A 15,101-nucleotide genomic window follows, 5' to 3' on the forward strand; every position below is an offset into this window, starting at 1 on the left:
CGATGAGACTGCGCGTAGACCATAGCACCCATTATCAATTCGACGGTCATGTCGCCTATGCGCTCCAGCAGCTTCGCCTGACGCCGAAGGAGCGGCCGGGGCAGCAATTGATCCACGGCTGGACGATCGCGATCGAAGGAGGCGAGCGGCAGCTTCACTACACCGATCATCACGGCAATGGCGTCGACCTGGTGTCGGTCGAGGGCGGCGTGCGCGACCTGACGATCCGTTGCACCGGTGAGGTCGAGCTGGTGACGTGGGACGGGGTGATCGGGCCGCATCGCGGCGTGATGCCGCTGTGGACCTTCCTTCGCCCGACCCCGCTGACGCGCGCGGGACGCGGGGTGCGCGCGCTGACGGCACAACTGGGGCGCGATTTCGCGTCGGATATCGAACGCGCCCATGCGCTGTCGGTGCTGATCCTCGGCAAATTGCCCTGGCGCACCGGGGTCACCGATGCCGAGACGACTGCCGAGCAGGCGCTGGCGGGCGAGGGCGGCGTCTGCCAGGATCACAGTCATATCTTCATCGCCGCGATGCGCCATCTCGGTCACCCGGCGCGCTATGTCTCGGGCTATCTGATGATGAACGACCGCACGCAGCAGGATGCAACCCACGCCTGGGCCGAGGCCTATTTCGAGCATATCGGCTGGATCGGCTTCGACGTGAGCAACGGCCATTCGCCCGACCAGCGCTATATCCGCGTCGCCACGGGGCTCGATTATCGCGATGCCGCCCCGGTTCGCGGCATGCGCTATGGCGCGGCGGAGGAAAATCTGGTTGTCCAGTTGCAGGTCCAGCAATAAGCGGACGGGAACCGGGCGGGGGAAAACGGGATTCGATGACTTATTGCGTTGGTATGCGGCTCAACAAGGGACTGGTGTTCATGTCGGACACCCGCACCAATGCGGGCGTCGACGACATATCGCAGGTCCGCAAGATGCGAAGCTGGCACGTGCCGGGCGAGCGCGTCATCACGCTGATGTCGGCGGGCAATCTGGCGACGACGCAGGCGGTGGTCAGCCTGCTCGACGAGCGCACCAAGGCGCCCGAGGACCGGCATCCGTCGATCCTCGCCGCGCCGTCGATGTTTCAGGTCGCGACGATCATCGGCGAGACGCTGCGCGGCATCGTCACCCGCTACGGCGTCGAGGGGCCGGCGGCGGAATCGATCTTTCGCGCTTCGCTGATCGTCGGCGGACAGATCAAGGGCTCCGAGCCGCGCTTGTTCATGATCTACCCCGAAGGGAATTTCATCGAGGCGGGGGAAGACAATCCCTTCTTCCAGATCGGCGAGACGAAATACGGACGCCCGATGATCGTGCGCTCCTATGATCCGGCGATGTCGTTCGAGGATGCGGTGAAACTGCTCTGCGTCTCGTTCGATTCGACGATCCAGGCGAACGCCGGGGTCGATCTGCCGATCGACCTCAAGGTCCACGAACGCGACGATTTCGTGAGCGTGCGCGAACGGCGGTTCGAGCGCGACGACCCCTATTATCAGAGCGTCGCCGACGGCTGGGCCGAAGCGCTGGGGATCGCGCTGGCCGAACTGCCGGATTTTCATTTCTGATCGGGAAATCCGATCGATAAATAGGTGCGTGCTCCCGCGAAGGCGGGAGCCCATCTCCGTCCGGCTCTATCCTGCGCCGACCGGAGATGGGTCCCCGCCTTCGCGGGGACACACGACTCTTTTTTTGGGGCTATCGGTTCTTCCGTCCCTCGATCAGCCCGTCCACCAGACTGGGGTCCGCCAGCGTTGACGTATCCCCCAATGATCCGAAATCATTCTCCGCGATCTTGCGCAGGATACGGCGCATGATCTTGCCCGAGCGCGTCTTGGGCAGCGCGGGGGTCAGGTGGATGTGGTCGGGGGTCGCGATCGGGCCGATTTCTGTGCGGACCTGCTGTTTGAGCGCGGCGGCAACCGCGTCGGTCGGCTCGACCCCGGCGTTCAAGGTGACATAGGCGTAGATGCCCTGGCCCTTGATGTCGTGCGGGAAGCCGACGACCGCGGCTTCGGCCACCAGATCGTGCAGCACCAGCGCGCTTTCGACCTCGGCGGTGCCCATGCGGTGCCCCGAGACGTTGATGACGTCGTCGACGCGCCCTGTGATCCGCCAATAGCCGTCGCCGTCGCGGCGGCAGCCGTCGCCGGTGAAATATTTGCCCTTGTAGGTCGAGAAATAGGTCGCGGCGAAGCGGTCGTGATCGCCATAGAGCGTGCGCGCCTGCCCGGGCCAGCTATGCGTGATGCAGAGATTGCCCTCGTCCGCGCCGCCGCTCTGTTCGTCGGCGAGCACCGCGCCCTCGGCATCGACGAGTTGCGGGCGGACCCCGAAGAAGGGGCGCCCGGCGCTTCCCGGCTGCATCGGATGCGCGCCGGGCAGGGTGGTGATCATGATGCCGCCGGTTTCGGTCTGCCACCAGGTGTCGACGACGGGGACGCGGCCCTTGCCGACGGTCTGGTGATACCAGCGCCACGCTTCGGGATTGATCGGCTCGCCGACGCTGCCGAGCAGGCGGAGCGACGACAGGTCGTGACGCGTCACATAATCGTCGCCCTCGCGCATCAACGCACGGATCGCGGTCGGCGCTGTGTAGAGGATGTTCACCTTGTGCTTGTCGACGATCCGCCAGAAACGGTCATGGTCGGGATAATTGGGCACGCCCTCGAACATCAGGCTCGTCGCGCCGTTCTGAAGCGGGCCGTAGACGACGTAGCTGTGGCCGGTGACCCAGCCGATATCGGCCGAGCACCAGAAAATTTCGCCCGGCCGATAATCGAAGCCATAGAAGAAGGTCGAGGCGACCCACACCGCATAGCCGCCGACGGTGTGGAGCACGCCCTTCGGCTTGCCGGTCGAGCCCGAGGTATAGAGGATGAACAGCGGATCCTCGGCTCCCATCGGCTCGCACGGGCACTCGGCGCCGACGTCGGCCGACAGCGCGTCGTACCAATGGTCGCGGCCTTCTTTCATCGCGACGTCGCCGCCGGTGTGGGCGATGACGAGCACTGCCTTCACGTCGACGCGTTCGAGCGCCTTGTCGACATTGGCCTTGAGCGGGATGGTCTTGCCGCCACGCAGCCCCTCGTCGGCGCAGATCACCCAGTCGCTGGCGCAATCCTCGATGCGGCCGTGGATCGCCTCGGGCGAGAAGCCGCCGAAAATGACGCTGTGGACCGCGCCGATCCGCGCGCAGGCGAGCATCGCCACCGCGCCTTCGGGGATCATCGGCATATAGATGGTGACCCGGTCGCCCTTCCGGACGCCCATCTTCTTGAGCGTGTTGGCGAAGCGGATGACGTCGGCGAGCAGCGCGGCATAGCTGATATGCCGCGTCTCACCATCGGGGGCGTCGGGTTCGAAGATGATCGCGGTGTGGTCGCCATGTCCGGCGGCGACATGGCGGTCGATGGCATTATGGCAAAGGTTGAGGACGCCGTCCTCATACCATTTGATGTCGACCGGATCGAAGGACCAGCCGGCAATTTTTGTCGGCTGCGTCACCCAGTCGAGGCGCTTTGCCTGTTCGGCCCAGAAGGTGTCGGGATCGGTAATGCTCTCGGCATAGAGGCGGTCGTAATCGGCGGCGGTGCAATGGGTGTTCGCGGCGGCGTCGGCGGGAACGAGAACGAAGGGTTCGGACGGAGGCAATTCGGACGACACGGCGACTCTCCCAATGGGCTTTGCTTTGCTCGCTTGAGTCGATAACCCGCGAGCCGCAAACTGCAAGGCGCGAAGGCGCCGAAGAAGGGACATGCTATGCTTCAACTGGGCCAGGAGACCGGGCGAATCCTCGACGCGCTGGGCGTGGACCGCACGGCGTGGAGCGACGGATCGATGCCGGCGCTGACGCCGCTGACTGGCGAGCAGATCGGGATGGTGCGCGTCGTCGACGCTGCCGATGTCGATGCGGCGCTGAATCAGGCGGTCGCTGCGTTCCGTGCCTGGCGCGCGGTTCCGGCGCCGCGCCGCGGCGAATTGGTGCGACTGTTCGGCGAGGAACTGCGCGCCGCGAAGGACGATCTTGCGGCGCTGGTGACGATCGAGGCGGGCAAGATTTCGTCCGAAGGCGCGGGCGAGGTGCAGGAGATGATCGACATTTGCGACTTCGCGGTCGGCCTCTCGCGCCAGCTTTACGGCCTGACCATCGCCACCGAGCGGCCGGGACACCGGATGATGGAGATCTGGCATCCGCTCGGCGTCGTCGGGGTAATTTCGGCGTTCAATTTTCCGGTCGCGGTGTGGGCGTGGAATGCGGCGCTCGCGCTGGTATGCGGCAACAGCGTCGTGTGGAAGCCGTCGGAGAAGACGCCGCTGACCGCGCTTGCCGTGCAGGCGATCTTCGCGCGCGCGGCGGCGCGGTTCGGCGATGCGCCTGCGGGCTTGTCGCAGCTTCTGGTCGGCGGGCGCGAGGCGGGCGAGGCGCTGGTCGACGATGCGCGCGTCGCGCTCGTCTCCGCGACCGGGTCGACGCGGATGGGGCGTGCGGTCGCACCGCGGCTCGCGCAGCGCTTCGCGCGCGCGATCCTCGAACTCGGCGGTAACAACGGCGTGATCGTCGCGCCTTCGGCCGACCTCGACCTCGCGCTACGCGGCGTGGCGTTCGGGGCGATGGGGACGGCGGGGCAGCGCTGCACGACGACGCGGCGGCTGTTCCTCCACGATCGCATCTATGATGATTTCGTCGCGCGGCTGAAGGCGGCTTATGCCAGCGTCGCGGTTGGCAACCCGCTGGAGGGGGATGTGCTCGTCGGACCGCTGATCGATCGCGCCGCGTTCGAGATGATGCAGGAGGCGCTGGCCGCCGCGAAGGCAGTGGGCGGCATCGTGCACGGTGGTGAACGTGTGGGCGAGGGCGCGAGCTTCTATGTCCGCCCCGCGCTGGCCCTGATGCCGGGGCAGGTCGGGCCGGTGCTGGAGGAGACGTTCGCGCCGATCCTCTATGTGATGCGCTACGACGATTTGGATGCGGCGATCGCGCAGCATAATGCGGTCCCGGCGGGACTATCGTCGGCGATCTTCACCACCGACCTGCGCGAGGCGGAACGCTTCCTCGCGGCGAGCGATTGCGGCATCGCCAACGTCAATCTGGGAACGAGCGGAGCCGAGATCGGCGGCGCCTTCGGCGGCGAGAAGGAGACCGGCGGCGGGCGCGAAAGCGGGTCGGACGCGTGGCGCCAATATATGCGCCGCGCGACGAACACGGTGAACTATTCGGACGCGCTGCCGCTGGCGCAGGGGGTGTCGTTCGACCTCTAGTTCCCCTCCCGCAAGCGGGAAGGGAGAGGCTCAGGATCGCCACCCATAGCCTTCATCGAGCGCGACAATTTCCCCACTCGTCCCCACCGGCTCCGCCTTCCCATCGGTCAGGAACGCCAGCATCCCAGCGTCGCTCACGTCCACGTGCGCCAGGGTGCGCTTGCCCTCGGGCGTGCGCGCCACGACGACGCCGGCCTTCGGCGCGCCGTCGCGTCCGTAAAAGACCGTGTAGCTCTCGATCGTCGCCGGCCCGGCATAATCCTGGGCCAGCTCGGGCACGGGGCCACGCTTTGCCTCGGCTTCGGCTTGGTAGTCGAAGTCCTGCGGAAAGCTCGCCGCGGCGATCGGCTGATTCCCCAGCACGATGCAATGATTGTCGGTTGCGAAACCGCCGTTGGCGAAGAGGAAGCCGTAACGGCCTTCGCTCCGCAGCTTTTCGACCATCGAGACCACGGCATGGCTCATATAATTGGCGATCGGGCCGCCGCCGAAGGTCAGGCCGCCGAACACTGTCGCGGGGCGGTCCGACGGCCAGTCGAGGATGCGCCGCGCCATCTTCGGCACGCATGGGAAGCAGCTGTAAAGCTCGACGCAGTCGAAATCCTGGGCGGTCATGGCATTGAGCGCGAGCGTCCGCGTGATCGACGTCTCCATGCTGACGCTGCCGTTGTAGCGGTCGCGGCGGAGGATGCTCGCGGGTTCCTTCGCCGCGGCGCCCATGCCGACATAGATGAGGCGATCCTCGGCGATGCCGCGGCGGCGCGCTTCGGCGAGGCTGGCGACGAGAAAACCCGCGCCCTGATTCACCGACGAATTGGCGACCATTAGCTTCGAATAGGGAAAGGCGATCGGGCGGTTGCGGTCGTCGACCTTCAATATGTCGGCCGCGCTCGCGGGCTTCCTGATCCACGCGCCGGGGTTTTCGGCCGCGACCTCGGAAAAGCGCGACCAGATTTCGGCGCTTTCGAACTGTGCGTCCTCAAGGCTCTGTTCCCATGCCGCGCGGGTCGCATTCTCGTAGAGCGGATAGACGTCGACCGGCGCCGACAGCCCATGCTTCTGCGCATAATTGGGTTCGCGGCGCGTCGCGACCTGACGCACTGCGTTATAGCTCTTGTCCTCGCCGCTCGCGGCTTTGGCGGCGCGGCCCGCAGCGGTGCGCAGCGCTTCTCCGCCGACGACCGCCGCCAGTTTCACTTCGCCCGCGCCGATGCGGTTCGCGGCTTCGTTGAGCAGGCGCACTGGCGTATCGCCGTGCGGCGCGGCGGACTGGTAATTGATCGCGGGGCTGGCGCCGATCGCTGCGGCGAGCGGTTCGCAAAGCTTGCCGAGATGGTGAAAGCTGATCTGGTCGACGATCGCGAGGCTGTCGATGTCGGCGAGCGGTACGCCGGCGTCCTCCGCCGCGACCTTCAAGGCTTCGACCATCAGACCGAGCGAGTCGAGCCCCTGATCGGGGTCGTCGGGGCGGTCGTTGACCTGCCCGACACCGATGATGACGGGAATGCGCTCGGGATCGGTCATGCCCATCTCAGCGCGCCTTCCACACCGGCTTGCGCTTCTCGGCAAAGGCGCGTGGGCCTTCGCGGGCATCCTCGCTCGCCATCAGCGCCCGGCGCTCGCGGCTGTTGTCGGCCCAATGCGCGTCGTCGCCGGCGATCTGTCCGTCCTGCATCCTGAGGGCGACGCGCTTCGACGCCTGCACCGACAGCGGCGCGTTGCCCGCGATCTTCTCGGCGAGCGCGATGGCGGTCGGCATGAGGTCGGCGAGCGGGACGACGCGGTTCGCGAAACCGTAACGCAGCGCGGTCGCGGCATCGAAGGGATCGCCGGTGAGCAGATGCTCCATCGCCAGCTTCGGCGGCAGTTGCTTGACGATGCGGAAGGCGCCGCCCGCCGCCGCGAACAGCCCGACCTTGACCTCGGGCAGGCCGAACTGCGCATTTTCGGCGGCGACGATTAGGTCGCACATCAGCGCGAGCTCGCAGCCGCCGCCGAAAGCGAAGCCGTTGACCGCGCCGATCACCGGCTTCGAGATCGGGTGCGCGGCAAAGCCGCCGAAGCCCCACGCCTGCTGCGCCTTGTCGTCGGGTTGGAGCGCGCCGCCACGCGACAGCGCGACGAGGTCGGCGCCCGCGCAGAAGGCCTTGTCGCCCGCGCCGGTGATGATGACGACGCGGATGTCGGGGTCGGCCTCGGCCTCGTCGAGCGCGGTGCCGATGCCGACATGGACCGCGGCGTTGACCGCGTTGCGTGCCTCGGGCCGGTTGATCGTGATGGTCAGGATATGGCCGTTGCGTGTCGTAAGGACGGCGGGGGCGGCGGTGTCGGTCATGCGAATCTCTCCCTTTCGGGCGAGTATCGGCGCGAGTTGACGTTTACGTCAACTGGAAAGGACGGGCGTGCTCCAACAAGCGTGCGCACCCGCGAAGGCGGGTGCCCAGAGCGGCGAATACTACAATGGCATTGTAACGCTCTGGGTCCCCGCCTTCGCGGGGACACACCGCAATCTAATCCTCCGTGTGGGTCAGATCGACTGGCCGGTCTTGGCCCAGTCGGCGAGGAAGCCTTCGATGCCCTTTTCGGTGAGGACATGCTTGAACAGCCCCTTGATGACCGACGGCGGCGCGGTCATCACGTCGGCGCCGATCTTCGCGGCTTCGAGGACATGGATGCCGTGGCGCACGCTCGCCACCAGGATTTCGGTGCCATAAGCATAATTGTCATAGATCAGCCGGATGTCGGCGATGAGCTGCATCCCGTCGAAGCCATTGTCGTCGTGGCGGCCCACGAAGGGCGAGACGAAGGTCGCGCCCGCCTTCGCCGCCAGCAGCGCCTGCGTCGCCGAGAAGCAGAGGGTGACGTTGACCATCGTGCCGTCGCCGGTCAGCGCCTTGCACGTCTTGAGCCCGTCGATCGTCAGCGGCACCTTGATGCAGACATTGTCGGCGATCCGGCGGAGAATCTCCGCCTCCTTCATCATCGTTTCATGGTCGAGCGCGACGACCTCGGCCGACACCGGGCCGTCGACGATGGCGCAGATTTCCTTCGTCACTTCCTTGAAGTCGCGCCCCGACTTGGCGATCAGCGACGGGTTGGTCGTCACCCCGTCGAGCAGGCCCGTCGCGGCGAGTTCCTGAATGTCGGCGATTTCGGCGGTGTCGGCGAAGAATTTCATGGCGCGGGCGTTCCTGCTGGATGGGTGATTCGGGTGTTGCTGATCCCCTAGAGCCCTTTCCCCGTCATTGCGAGTGGAGCGAAGCAATCCAGGGCGCGACAAGCCGCCCTGGATTGCTTCGCTCCGCTCGCAATGACGAACTTATAATCTGCTGGCGTTCCATCTTTGTTCCGACTATGCGAAGCCGCATGGCCAAAGCGAAACGCCAATATGTCTGCCAGAATTGCGGCGCCGTCAGCTATCGCTGGCAGGGGCAATGCGCCGATTGTGGCGAGTGGAACACGCTGGTCGAAGAGGCGGCGGAAACCGTCTTTTCGGCCAAGCACGACCTGTCGCGCGGCGGGCGGACGCTGGCGCTCGAAACGCTGGACGCGCACAGCGTCATGCCCGACCGGATGCTCTGCGGTATCGCTGAGTTCGACCGGGCGCTGGGCGGCGGCTTCGTCGCGGGGTCGGCGACGCTGATCGGCGGCGATCCGGGGATCGGCAAATCGACGCTTCTCTTGCAAGCGGCGGGGCGGCTCGCGAAGGCGGGCAAGTCGGTCGTCTATATCAGCGGCGAGGAGGCCGCGGCGCAGGTGCGGCTGCGCGCGCAGCGGCTGGGGCTCGGCGATGCGCCGGTGGCGCTGGCGAGCGCGACGTCGGTGCGCGATATCCTCGCGACGCTTGATAGTCGCACCGCCGATTTCGTCGTCATCGATTCGATCCAGACGATGCACAGCGACCTGATCGATAGCGCCCCCGGCACCGTCAGCCAGGTCCGCGCGAGCGCGCAGGAGCTGATCCGCTACGCCAAGGACAGCGGCGCCGCGATCGTGCTCGTCGGGCATGTGACGAAGGACGGAACGATCGCCGGGCCGCGCGTCCTCGAACATATGGTCGATACCGTGCTGGCGTTCGAGGGCGAGCGCAGCCATCTTTATCGCATCCTCCGCGCGGTCAAGAACCGCTTCGGCGGCACCGACGAGATCGGGGTGTTCGCGATGGGCGAGGAAGGGCTCGGCGAAGTCGCCAACCCGTCGAGCCTGTTCCTGACCGATCGCGGCCGCGACGTACCGGGATCGGTGGTCTTCCCTGCCTTGGAAGGCACAAGGCCGGTGCTGGTCGAGGTGCAGGCGCTGACCGTCCGGCTCGCCAGCGGCGCGACGCCGCGTCGCGCGGTCGTCGGCTGGGACAGCGGGCGGCTCGCGATGGTGCTCGCGGTGCTCGAAGCGCGTTGCGGGCTCCAGATGGGTGCGGCCGAAGTCTATCTCAATGTCGCGGGCGGCTATCGCCTCACCGATCCCGCTGCCGACCTCGCGGTCGCGGCGGCGCTGATTTCGGCGTTCAGCGAGCGGCCGGTGCCGTCGGACGCGATCGTCTTTGGCGAATTGTCGCTGTCGGGCGAAATCCGGCCCGTCGCCCATGACGCGCTGCGCCTCCGCGAGGCCGCGAAGCTGGGCCTTTCGAGTGGTTGGGGGCCAAAGGGCATGAAAGGCGTGAACGGGATCGGCGTCACCGGCTTTGCCCGATTGGGCGAACTGGTTGATCTGATGCTCGGGCGTGACTAGATCGGCTGACATCAAGTTATTCCGTTCGCCCTGAGCTTGTCGAAGGGCTGTTCTTTCTGGCCGGAAGGAGAAAAGGACGGTGCTTCGACAAGCTCAGCACGAACGGTTGTATTTCATGCGTGATTTTTGGATTGCGGTCCGATGGCAAATCTGACGGCCCTCGACATCATCGTGCTGACTCTCGTCGGCGGCGGCGCGGTGCTCGGCTTCCTGCGCGGGCTGGTGCAGGAGGTGACGTCGCTTCTCGCCTGGGTCCTCGCGATCCTCGCGGTGCGCTTTTTCCACCCGCTCGTCACCGATTTCGTCGCGCGCTGGATCGAGGCGCCCGGCGGCGCGGCGATGCTGGCTTTCGTGATCCTGTTCGGCGGGGTCTTCGCGCTCGCCAAATGGGGATCGCGGACGATGGGGCAGCGCAGCCGCGCTTCGCTGGTCGGCGGCTTCGATCGCGGGCTCGGGGCGGGCTTCGGCGCGGTCAAGGGGCTGATCGTCGCGACCCTGCTCTTCATGGCGGCGACGCTGCTTTACGACATCGGCTACGGCAACGCGCAGCGCCCGGCGTGGATGACGGACAGCCGCACCTATCCGGCGCTGAGCGCGACCAGCGCGGCGCTGAGCAAGGTGATCGCCGAGCGGCGGGCCGAGGCGCGGTCGGCGCAGGCGGACGCCGACAAGCAGGCCGCGGCGGATGCGAGCGCGCCATGAGCAGCGCGCTCTATAATCGCGACATATTGGCGCTCGCGGTGGGGTCGGTCGATTTCCCGCCGCGCGAAGGCGCGCGCCACCGCATATCGATGCGCGCGCCACTCTGCGGCAGCGCGATTATCCTCGACGTCGACGCCGACGATCGCGGCCGGGTGAGTGGCATCGGCATGCATGTCGAGGCGTGCGCGCTGGGGCAGGCATCGGCGACGCTGCTCGCGCGCCACGCGGTGGGCAAGACTCTGACCGAACTCCGTGCCGCGCGCAACGCGATCGCAAGCTGGTTCGCGGGCGAGGGCGGGTCGCCTGAATGGCCGGGCTTCGATCTGCTCGCCGCCGCGCAAGCCTATCCCGCGCGTCACGGGGCGATCCTGCTGCCCTTCGATGCCGCGGTCGCGGCGCTTGAGGAACAGGCGGCGCCGGCATGAGCCTGATGGGTCTCGCGGCCGGGGCGGCTGCGGCCGTCAGCGAAACCGCGACCGACGCTGCGTTGCTCGAAGGCGCGATCCTGCTCGGGGTCGCGACGCTGTTCGTGCTGCTCTTCCGTCGCCTCGGTCTCGGCGCGGTGCTCGGCTATCTGATCGCCGGCGCGCTCGTCGGTCCGCACGGATTGGGGCTCGTCGGCGGCGCCGAATCGAAGCTCGCCTTCGCCGAGATCGGCATCGCCTTTCTGCTCTTCCTCGTCGGCCTCGAACTCCACCCGCGGCGGCTCTGGGACATGCGCCGCGCGATCTTCGGACTCGGGCTCGCGCAGGTCGTCGTCACCGGCCTGATCCTCGCCGGGCTGATCTTCGTGACGCTGGGTTTCAGTTGGCAGGCGGCGCTGGCGCTCGGTCTGCCGCTCGCGCTGTCGTCGACCGCGCAGGTGCTGCCGAGCCTCAAGAGCTCGGGGCGGATCAACTCGCCCTTCGGCGAAAAGGCCTTTTCGATCCTGTTGTTCCAGGATCTCGCGATCGTGCCGATGATCACGATCATCGCCGCGCTGTCGCGCGCGCCCGCTGACCCCTCGGCGCCGCCGGGCTGGCAGATGGCGCTGACGACGGTCGGCGCGATCCTGATCCTCGTGCTGGTCGGCCGCTTCGTCGTCAATCCGCTGCTCCGCCTCGTCGGCCGCTATGGCGAGCGCGAATTGTTCGTGGTCGTCGGATTGCTCGCGGTGCTGGCGAGCGCGGCCTTCATGCACAGCCTCCATTTGTCGACCGCGCTGGGGGCTTTCATCGCGGGGGTTATGCTCGCCGATTCGCCCTATCGGCACGAGATCGAAGCCGACGTCGAGCCGTTCCGCCTCGTCCTGCTCGGCCTCTTCTTCCTCGCGGTCGGGATGGTGCTCGACGTCGGCGTCGTGATGCAGCGGCCGCTGCTGGTGCTCGCGCTCGCCGCCGGGCTGGTCGCGGTCAAGACCGCGGTGCTCACGCTGCTCGTCCGCCTGTTCGGCAAGCCGTGGAGTACCGCGCTCGGCCTCGGCCTGCTGCTCAGCCAGGGCGGCGAATTCGGTTTCCTGCTTTTTACCCAGGCCGCCGATGCGATGCTCGTCGCGCCAGCGGCGGCGAGCCTGTTCAGCGCGGTCGTCACCCTGTCGATGATGACGACGCCCTTCCTGATGCTGTTCGCGCGCAATCTGGAATATTCGCCGGGCAGCGAGGCCGATCTCGACGATCCCGAAAATGCGCCGCGCGGGTCGGCGCTCGTCATCGGCTATGGCCGCTTCGGGCAGATCGTCGCCCAGATGCTCCACGCGGTCGATTGTTCGGTGACGCTGATCGACAAGAAGCCGAGCCAGATCGAACTGTCGGGGCGGTTCGACACCAAAGTCTATTTCGGCGACGGGCTGCGCATCGACGTGCTGCGCCGCGCGGGGGCCGAGGAGGCGCGGCTGATCATCTTCTGTACCGACGACCGCAGCATCGACGCCGCCGCGCTGGCGCCGGTGGTCGAGTCCTTCCCCGATGCGCGCGTGCTGACGCGGGTGTTCGACCGGCGGCAGTTGCTGGCGATCGACGGTGCGGGAGCGGTCGGCGCGGTGCGCGAAGTGTTCGAAAGCTCGATCGCGCTCGGCACGATGGCGCTGCAACAGCTCGAAGTCGCGCCGCGTGAGATCGAGGATGTCGAAATGGCGCTGCGCCAGCTCGATGCCGAACGGCTCGGGATGCAGATCAGCGAAGGCGATCTCGGCGCGGGGCGCGATTACCGCTTTGTCGCGGGCGGCGGTCGGCAGGCGACGAGCGTGCTCGAAGCGCTGCGCGAGCGGCGGGCAGCGGCAAAACGCGCGCGCGAAGAGGCCGAAGCCGGTCAGGCGGCCTAGTCGCGCTGCCCGGTCGTCGCGAGGCCGCGTGGCCATTCCAAAGTTCAGGAAAGTTCAGCCCTGCGCGCGCCCCGATTTGAGCCTGCGGCGTGCTGACGCGTCCGGCACGCCCCGCCATGACCGCACCCGCGAGTTAGGCAGCGACCTCTTTTGTTCACCAAAGGAAAGAGCCGGATGAAGGCTGGCATAGCCGGATAATGTAGGAAAGGCCTATTTGAAGGCGATGTCGGCTTTGAGGTGGAGAGCAGACATTCCTAGCCACTTTCGTCATCCCGGCGAAGGCCGGGATCTCACCCTGTCGTAATGACGCACCGGCGAGATCCCGGCCTTCGCCGGGATGACGGGGTTCGGTCGACTGCCGCCGTCAGCGATCGTCCAGGAACGTCGCCACGCTATCCAGTCCATAGTCCTCGGTGACGAAGCTCCGTCCGATCCCTCGGGTCAGAATCAACGGCAGCTTGCCGCCGCGCACTTTCTTGTCGTGCGCCATATGCGCGGCGAGCGCCGCGCCGCCGCTGTTGATCCCCGCGCTTGCGAGGCTGTGCGGCAGGTCGACGCTGGCGAGATGATCGCGCACCCGCGCCGCATCCGCGGCCGGACAGAGGCCGTTTGCGGCCGAAAATTGATGCGCCAGCACCATGCCTGCCGCGACTGCCTCGCCGTGGAGCAGCCGGTCCGAATAGCCGGTCTCGGCCTCCAGCGCGTGGCCGAAGCTGTGGCCGAGGTTGAGTAGCGCGCGGATGTCCTGCGTCTCGCGCTCGTCGGCGGCGACAATCCGCGCCTTGGCGGCGACGCTGTGCGCGATCGCCTTGTGCCGCGCGTCGCCGTCGCCCGCGAGCAGCGCCGCGCCGTTGGCCTCGCACCAGGCGAAGAAGGCGGCATCGTCGATCAGCCCATATTTGACCACCTCGGCATAGCCCGCGCCAAGCTCGCGGCGCGGCAGGGTGGCGAGCGTCGTCGGGTCGATCAGCACCAGAGCGGGCTGGTGGAAGGCGCCGATCAGATTCTTGCCCGCCGCGACGTTGATCGCGGTCTTGCCGCCGACGCTGCTGTCGACCTGCGCGAGCAGAGTGGTCGGCACCTGGACGAAGGCGCAGCCGCGCTTGACGATCGAGCAGGCGAAGCCGACAAGGTCGCCGATCACGCCGCCGCCCAGCGCGATGATATGATCGCTGCGCTCGACCTCTTCGCCGATCAGCCATTCGGTGAGGCGCGCCAGCCCGGCCCAGCTTTTCGAGCCTTCGCCCGCAGGCAGTACCAGCGACGAGACCGTAACGCTCTCCGCCGTCAGCGCGGCGCGCACCGCGTCCAGATAATGCGGCGCGACATGCTCGTCGGTGACGATCATCGTGCGCGGGCGCTTGAGGAGCGGCGCGACGTGGCGGCCGATCGCGCCGATCAGCCCGTCGCCGATCAGGATCGGATAGCTGCGGCTCCCCAGTTCGACGGTCAGGCGTTCCATTTCGACAGGGCCTCCAGGATCGCGCGCACCGTATATTCGTGCGGGCTGGACGCCGAGCTGACGCGGATATGCGCCTCGGCATAGATGGGGTTGCGGACCGCGGCGAGTTCGCGGAGCACCTGCCCCGGATCGCGGTCCTTGAGCAAGGGCCGGTGGCTGCGCCGCGCGACGCGTTCGACGAGGGTCGGGATGTCGGCGTCGAGCCAGATCGACAGGCTGTCCTTCAGGATCAGTGCGCGCGTCTCGTCGTTGATGAAGGCGCCGCCGCCGGTCGCGAGAACGTGCGGCCTGCCCGCGAGCAGCCGCGCGATCACGCGGCGTTCGCCGTCGCGGAAATGCGCTTCGCCGAATTTGGCGAACATGTCGGAAATCGTCATGCCCGCGGCGCGCTCGATCTCGTCGTCGGCGTCGGCGAAGGCCATGCCGAGGCGCTGCGCGAGGCGGCGGCCGATCGTCGACTTGCCTGACCCCATCAGCCCGACGAGCACGATCGACCGCTCGCGGATCGACGCGGGCAGGGCGCCGGGTGCGGCCGGGCCGGGGCTTTTCGGGTTTCGCGACATGGTGCGCGGGGCTATACCGCCCGGGCCGGGCGGGACAATGGTTTTTGCGGGCGGCACTTATGGGACGAACGGCGGGCATT

General features: G+C 67.2%; 13 protein-coding genes. 7 read left to right on the forward strand and 6 right to left on the reverse strand.

Annotated features, from left to right (window positions below; translation table 11 throughout):
* Nucleotides 1-2: 2 nt before the first annotated feature.
* The gene (locus ACVENA_RS02975) at nucleotides 3-806 is read left to right on the forward strand and encodes a transglutaminase family protein (RefSeq protein ID WP_449327583.1); all 804 of its coding nucleotides are present in this window, start codon (nucleotides 3-5) and stop codon (nucleotides 804-806) included.
* Nucleotides 807-841: 35 nt separating this feature from the next.
* Complete coding sequence (locus ACVENA_RS02980; RefSeq protein ID WP_449327584.1) at nucleotides 842-1,573, forward strand: peptidase; 732 nt, start codon at nucleotides 842-844, stop codon at nucleotides 1,571-1,573.
* A gap of 130 nt (nucleotides 1,574-1,703) precedes the next feature.
* Here ACVENA_RS02980 and acs read toward each other — a convergent pair whose 3' ends face one another.
* Nucleotides 1,704-3,671 carry an acetate--CoA ligase gene (gene acs / locus ACVENA_RS02985; protein ID WP_449327585.1) on the reverse strand — a complete coding sequence of 656 codons (1,968 nt, stop codon included), beginning with the start codon at nucleotides 3,669-3,671 and terminating at the stop codon, nucleotides 1,704-1,706.
* Between the two features lie 96 nt (nucleotides 3,672-3,767).
* On the opposite strand from acs, the gene amaB reads away from it, so the two are divergent.
* Nucleotides 3,768-5,267, forward strand: a complete 1,500-nt coding sequence (gene amaB / locus ACVENA_RS02990; RefSeq protein WP_449327586.1) for an L-piperidine-6-carboxylate dehydrogenase — start codon at nucleotides 3,768-3,770, stop codon at nucleotides 5,265-5,267.
* A 30-nt stretch (nucleotides 5,268-5,297) separates the two neighbouring features.
* On the opposite strand, the gene ACVENA_RS02995 is transcribed toward amaB, so the two are convergent.
* From ACVENA_RS02995 to fsa, 3 genes are all read right to left on the reverse strand, one after another.
* Nucleotides 5,298-6,797, reverse strand: a complete 1,500-nt coding sequence (locus ACVENA_RS02995) for an acetyl-CoA acetyltransferase (RefSeq protein ID WP_449327587.1) — start codon at nucleotides 6,795-6,797, stop codon at nucleotides 5,298-5,300.
* 1 nt (nucleotide 6,798) lies between these two features.
* A complete protein-coding gene (locus ACVENA_RS03000) occupies nucleotides 6,799-7,602 on the reverse strand; it encodes an enoyl-CoA hydratase-related protein (protein WP_449327588.1) in 804 nt (267 codons plus the stop codon).
* A gap of 192 nt (nucleotides 7,603-7,794) precedes the next feature.
* A complete protein-coding gene (fsa, locus tag ACVENA_RS03005) occupies nucleotides 7,795-8,445 on the reverse strand; it encodes a fructose-6-phosphate aldolase (protein WP_449327589.1) in 651 nt (216 codons plus the stop codon).
* A gap of 188 nt (nucleotides 8,446-8,633) precedes the next feature.
* Between fsa and radA the strand changes: the two genes are divergently transcribed.
* From radA to ACVENA_RS03025, 4 genes are all read left to right on the forward strand, one after another.
* Complete coding sequence (radA, locus tag ACVENA_RS03010; RefSeq protein WP_449327590.1) at nucleotides 8,634-9,995, forward strand: DNA repair protein RadA; 1,362 nt, start codon at nucleotides 8,634-8,636, stop codon at nucleotides 9,993-9,995.
* 141 nt (nucleotides 9,996-10,136) lie between these two features.
* Entirely contained in the window at nucleotides 10,137-10,697 is a 561-nt protein-coding gene (locus tag ACVENA_RS03015) for a CvpA family protein (protein ID WP_449327591.1), read from the forward strand.
* Nucleotides 10,694-11,122, forward strand: a complete 429-nt coding sequence (locus tag ACVENA_RS03020; RefSeq protein ID WP_449327592.1) for an iron-sulfur cluster assembly scaffold protein — start codon at nucleotides 10,694-10,696, stop codon at nucleotides 11,120-11,122. The genes ACVENA_RS03015 and ACVENA_RS03020 overlap by 4 nt, the downstream gene beginning before the upstream one ends.
* Complete coding sequence (locus ACVENA_RS03025) at nucleotides 11,119-12,996, forward strand: monovalent cation:proton antiporter-2 (CPA2) family protein (protein ID WP_449327593.1); 1,878 nt, start codon at nucleotides 11,119-11,121, stop codon at nucleotides 12,994-12,996. Before ACVENA_RS03020 ends, ACVENA_RS03025 begins: the two co-directional genes overlap by 4 nt.
* Before the next feature lie 364 nt (nucleotides 12,997-13,360).
* On the opposite strand, the gene aroB is transcribed toward ACVENA_RS03025, so the two are convergent.
* Nucleotides 13,361-14,458 (reverse strand): 3-dehydroquinate synthase, encoded by a 1,098-nt coding sequence (aroB, locus tag ACVENA_RS03030; RefSeq protein ID WP_449327594.1) that lies wholly within the window; start codon nucleotides 14,456-14,458, stop codon nucleotides 13,361-13,363.
* Nucleotides 14,446-15,021: a shikimate kinase gene (locus ACVENA_RS03035; RefSeq protein ID WP_449327595.1), complete on the reverse strand. Its 576-nt coding sequence runs from the start codon at nucleotides 15,019-15,021 to the stop codon at nucleotides 14,446-14,448. The genes aroB and ACVENA_RS03035 overlap by 13 nt, the downstream gene beginning before the upstream one ends.
* Between the last annotated feature and the right edge of the window lie 80 nt (nucleotides 15,022-15,101).

It is taken from the genome of Sphingopyxis sp. 550A (assembly GCF_053569535.1).

Bases quoted from the DNA above. Each gene is read 5' to 3' on its own strand.
- ACVENA_RS02975 (WP_449327583.1), top strand. From the start codon at position 3: ATGAGACTGCGCGTAGACCATAGCACCCATTATCAATTCGACGGTCAT.
- ACVENA_RS02980 (WP_449327584.1), top strand. From the start codon at position 842: ATGACTTATTGCGTTGGTATGCGGCTCAACAAGGGACTGGTGTTCATG.
- amaB (WP_449327586.1), top strand. From the start codon at position 3,768: ATGCTTCAACTGGGCCAGGAGACCGGGCGAATCCTCGACGCGCTGGGC.
- ACVENA_RS02995 (WP_449327587.1), bottom strand. From the start codon at position 6,797: ATGGGCATGACCGATCCCGAGCGCATTCCCGTCATCATCGGTGTCGGG.
- ACVENA_RS03000 (WP_449327588.1), bottom strand. From the start codon at position 7,602: ATGACCGACACCGCCGCCCCCGCCGTCCTTACGACACGCAACGGCCAT.
- fsa (WP_449327589.1), bottom strand. From the start codon at position 8,445: ATGAAATTCTTCGCCGACACCGCCGAAATCGCCGACATTCAGGAACTC.
- radA (WP_449327590.1), top strand. From the start codon at position 8,634: ATGGCCAAAGCGAAACGCCAATATGTCTGCCAGAATTGCGGCGCCGTC.
- ACVENA_RS03015 (WP_449327591.1), top strand. From the start codon at position 10,137: ATGGCAAATCTGACGGCCCTCGACATCATCGTGCTGACTCTCGTCGGC.
- ACVENA_RS03020 (WP_449327592.1), top strand. From the start codon at position 10,694: ATGAGCAGCGCGCTCTATAATCGCGACATATTGGCGCTCGCGGTGGGG.
- ACVENA_RS03025 (WP_449327593.1), top strand. From the start codon at position 11,119: ATGAGCCTGATGGGTCTCGCGGCCGGGGCGGCTGCGGCCGTCAGCGAA.
- aroB (WP_449327594.1), bottom strand. From the start codon at position 14,458: ATGGAACGCCTGACCGTCGAACTGGGGAGCCGCAGCTATCCGATCCTG.
- ACVENA_RS03035 (WP_449327595.1), bottom strand. From the start codon at position 15,021: ATGTCGCGAAACCCGAAAAGCCCCGGCCCGGCCGCACCCGGCGCCCTG.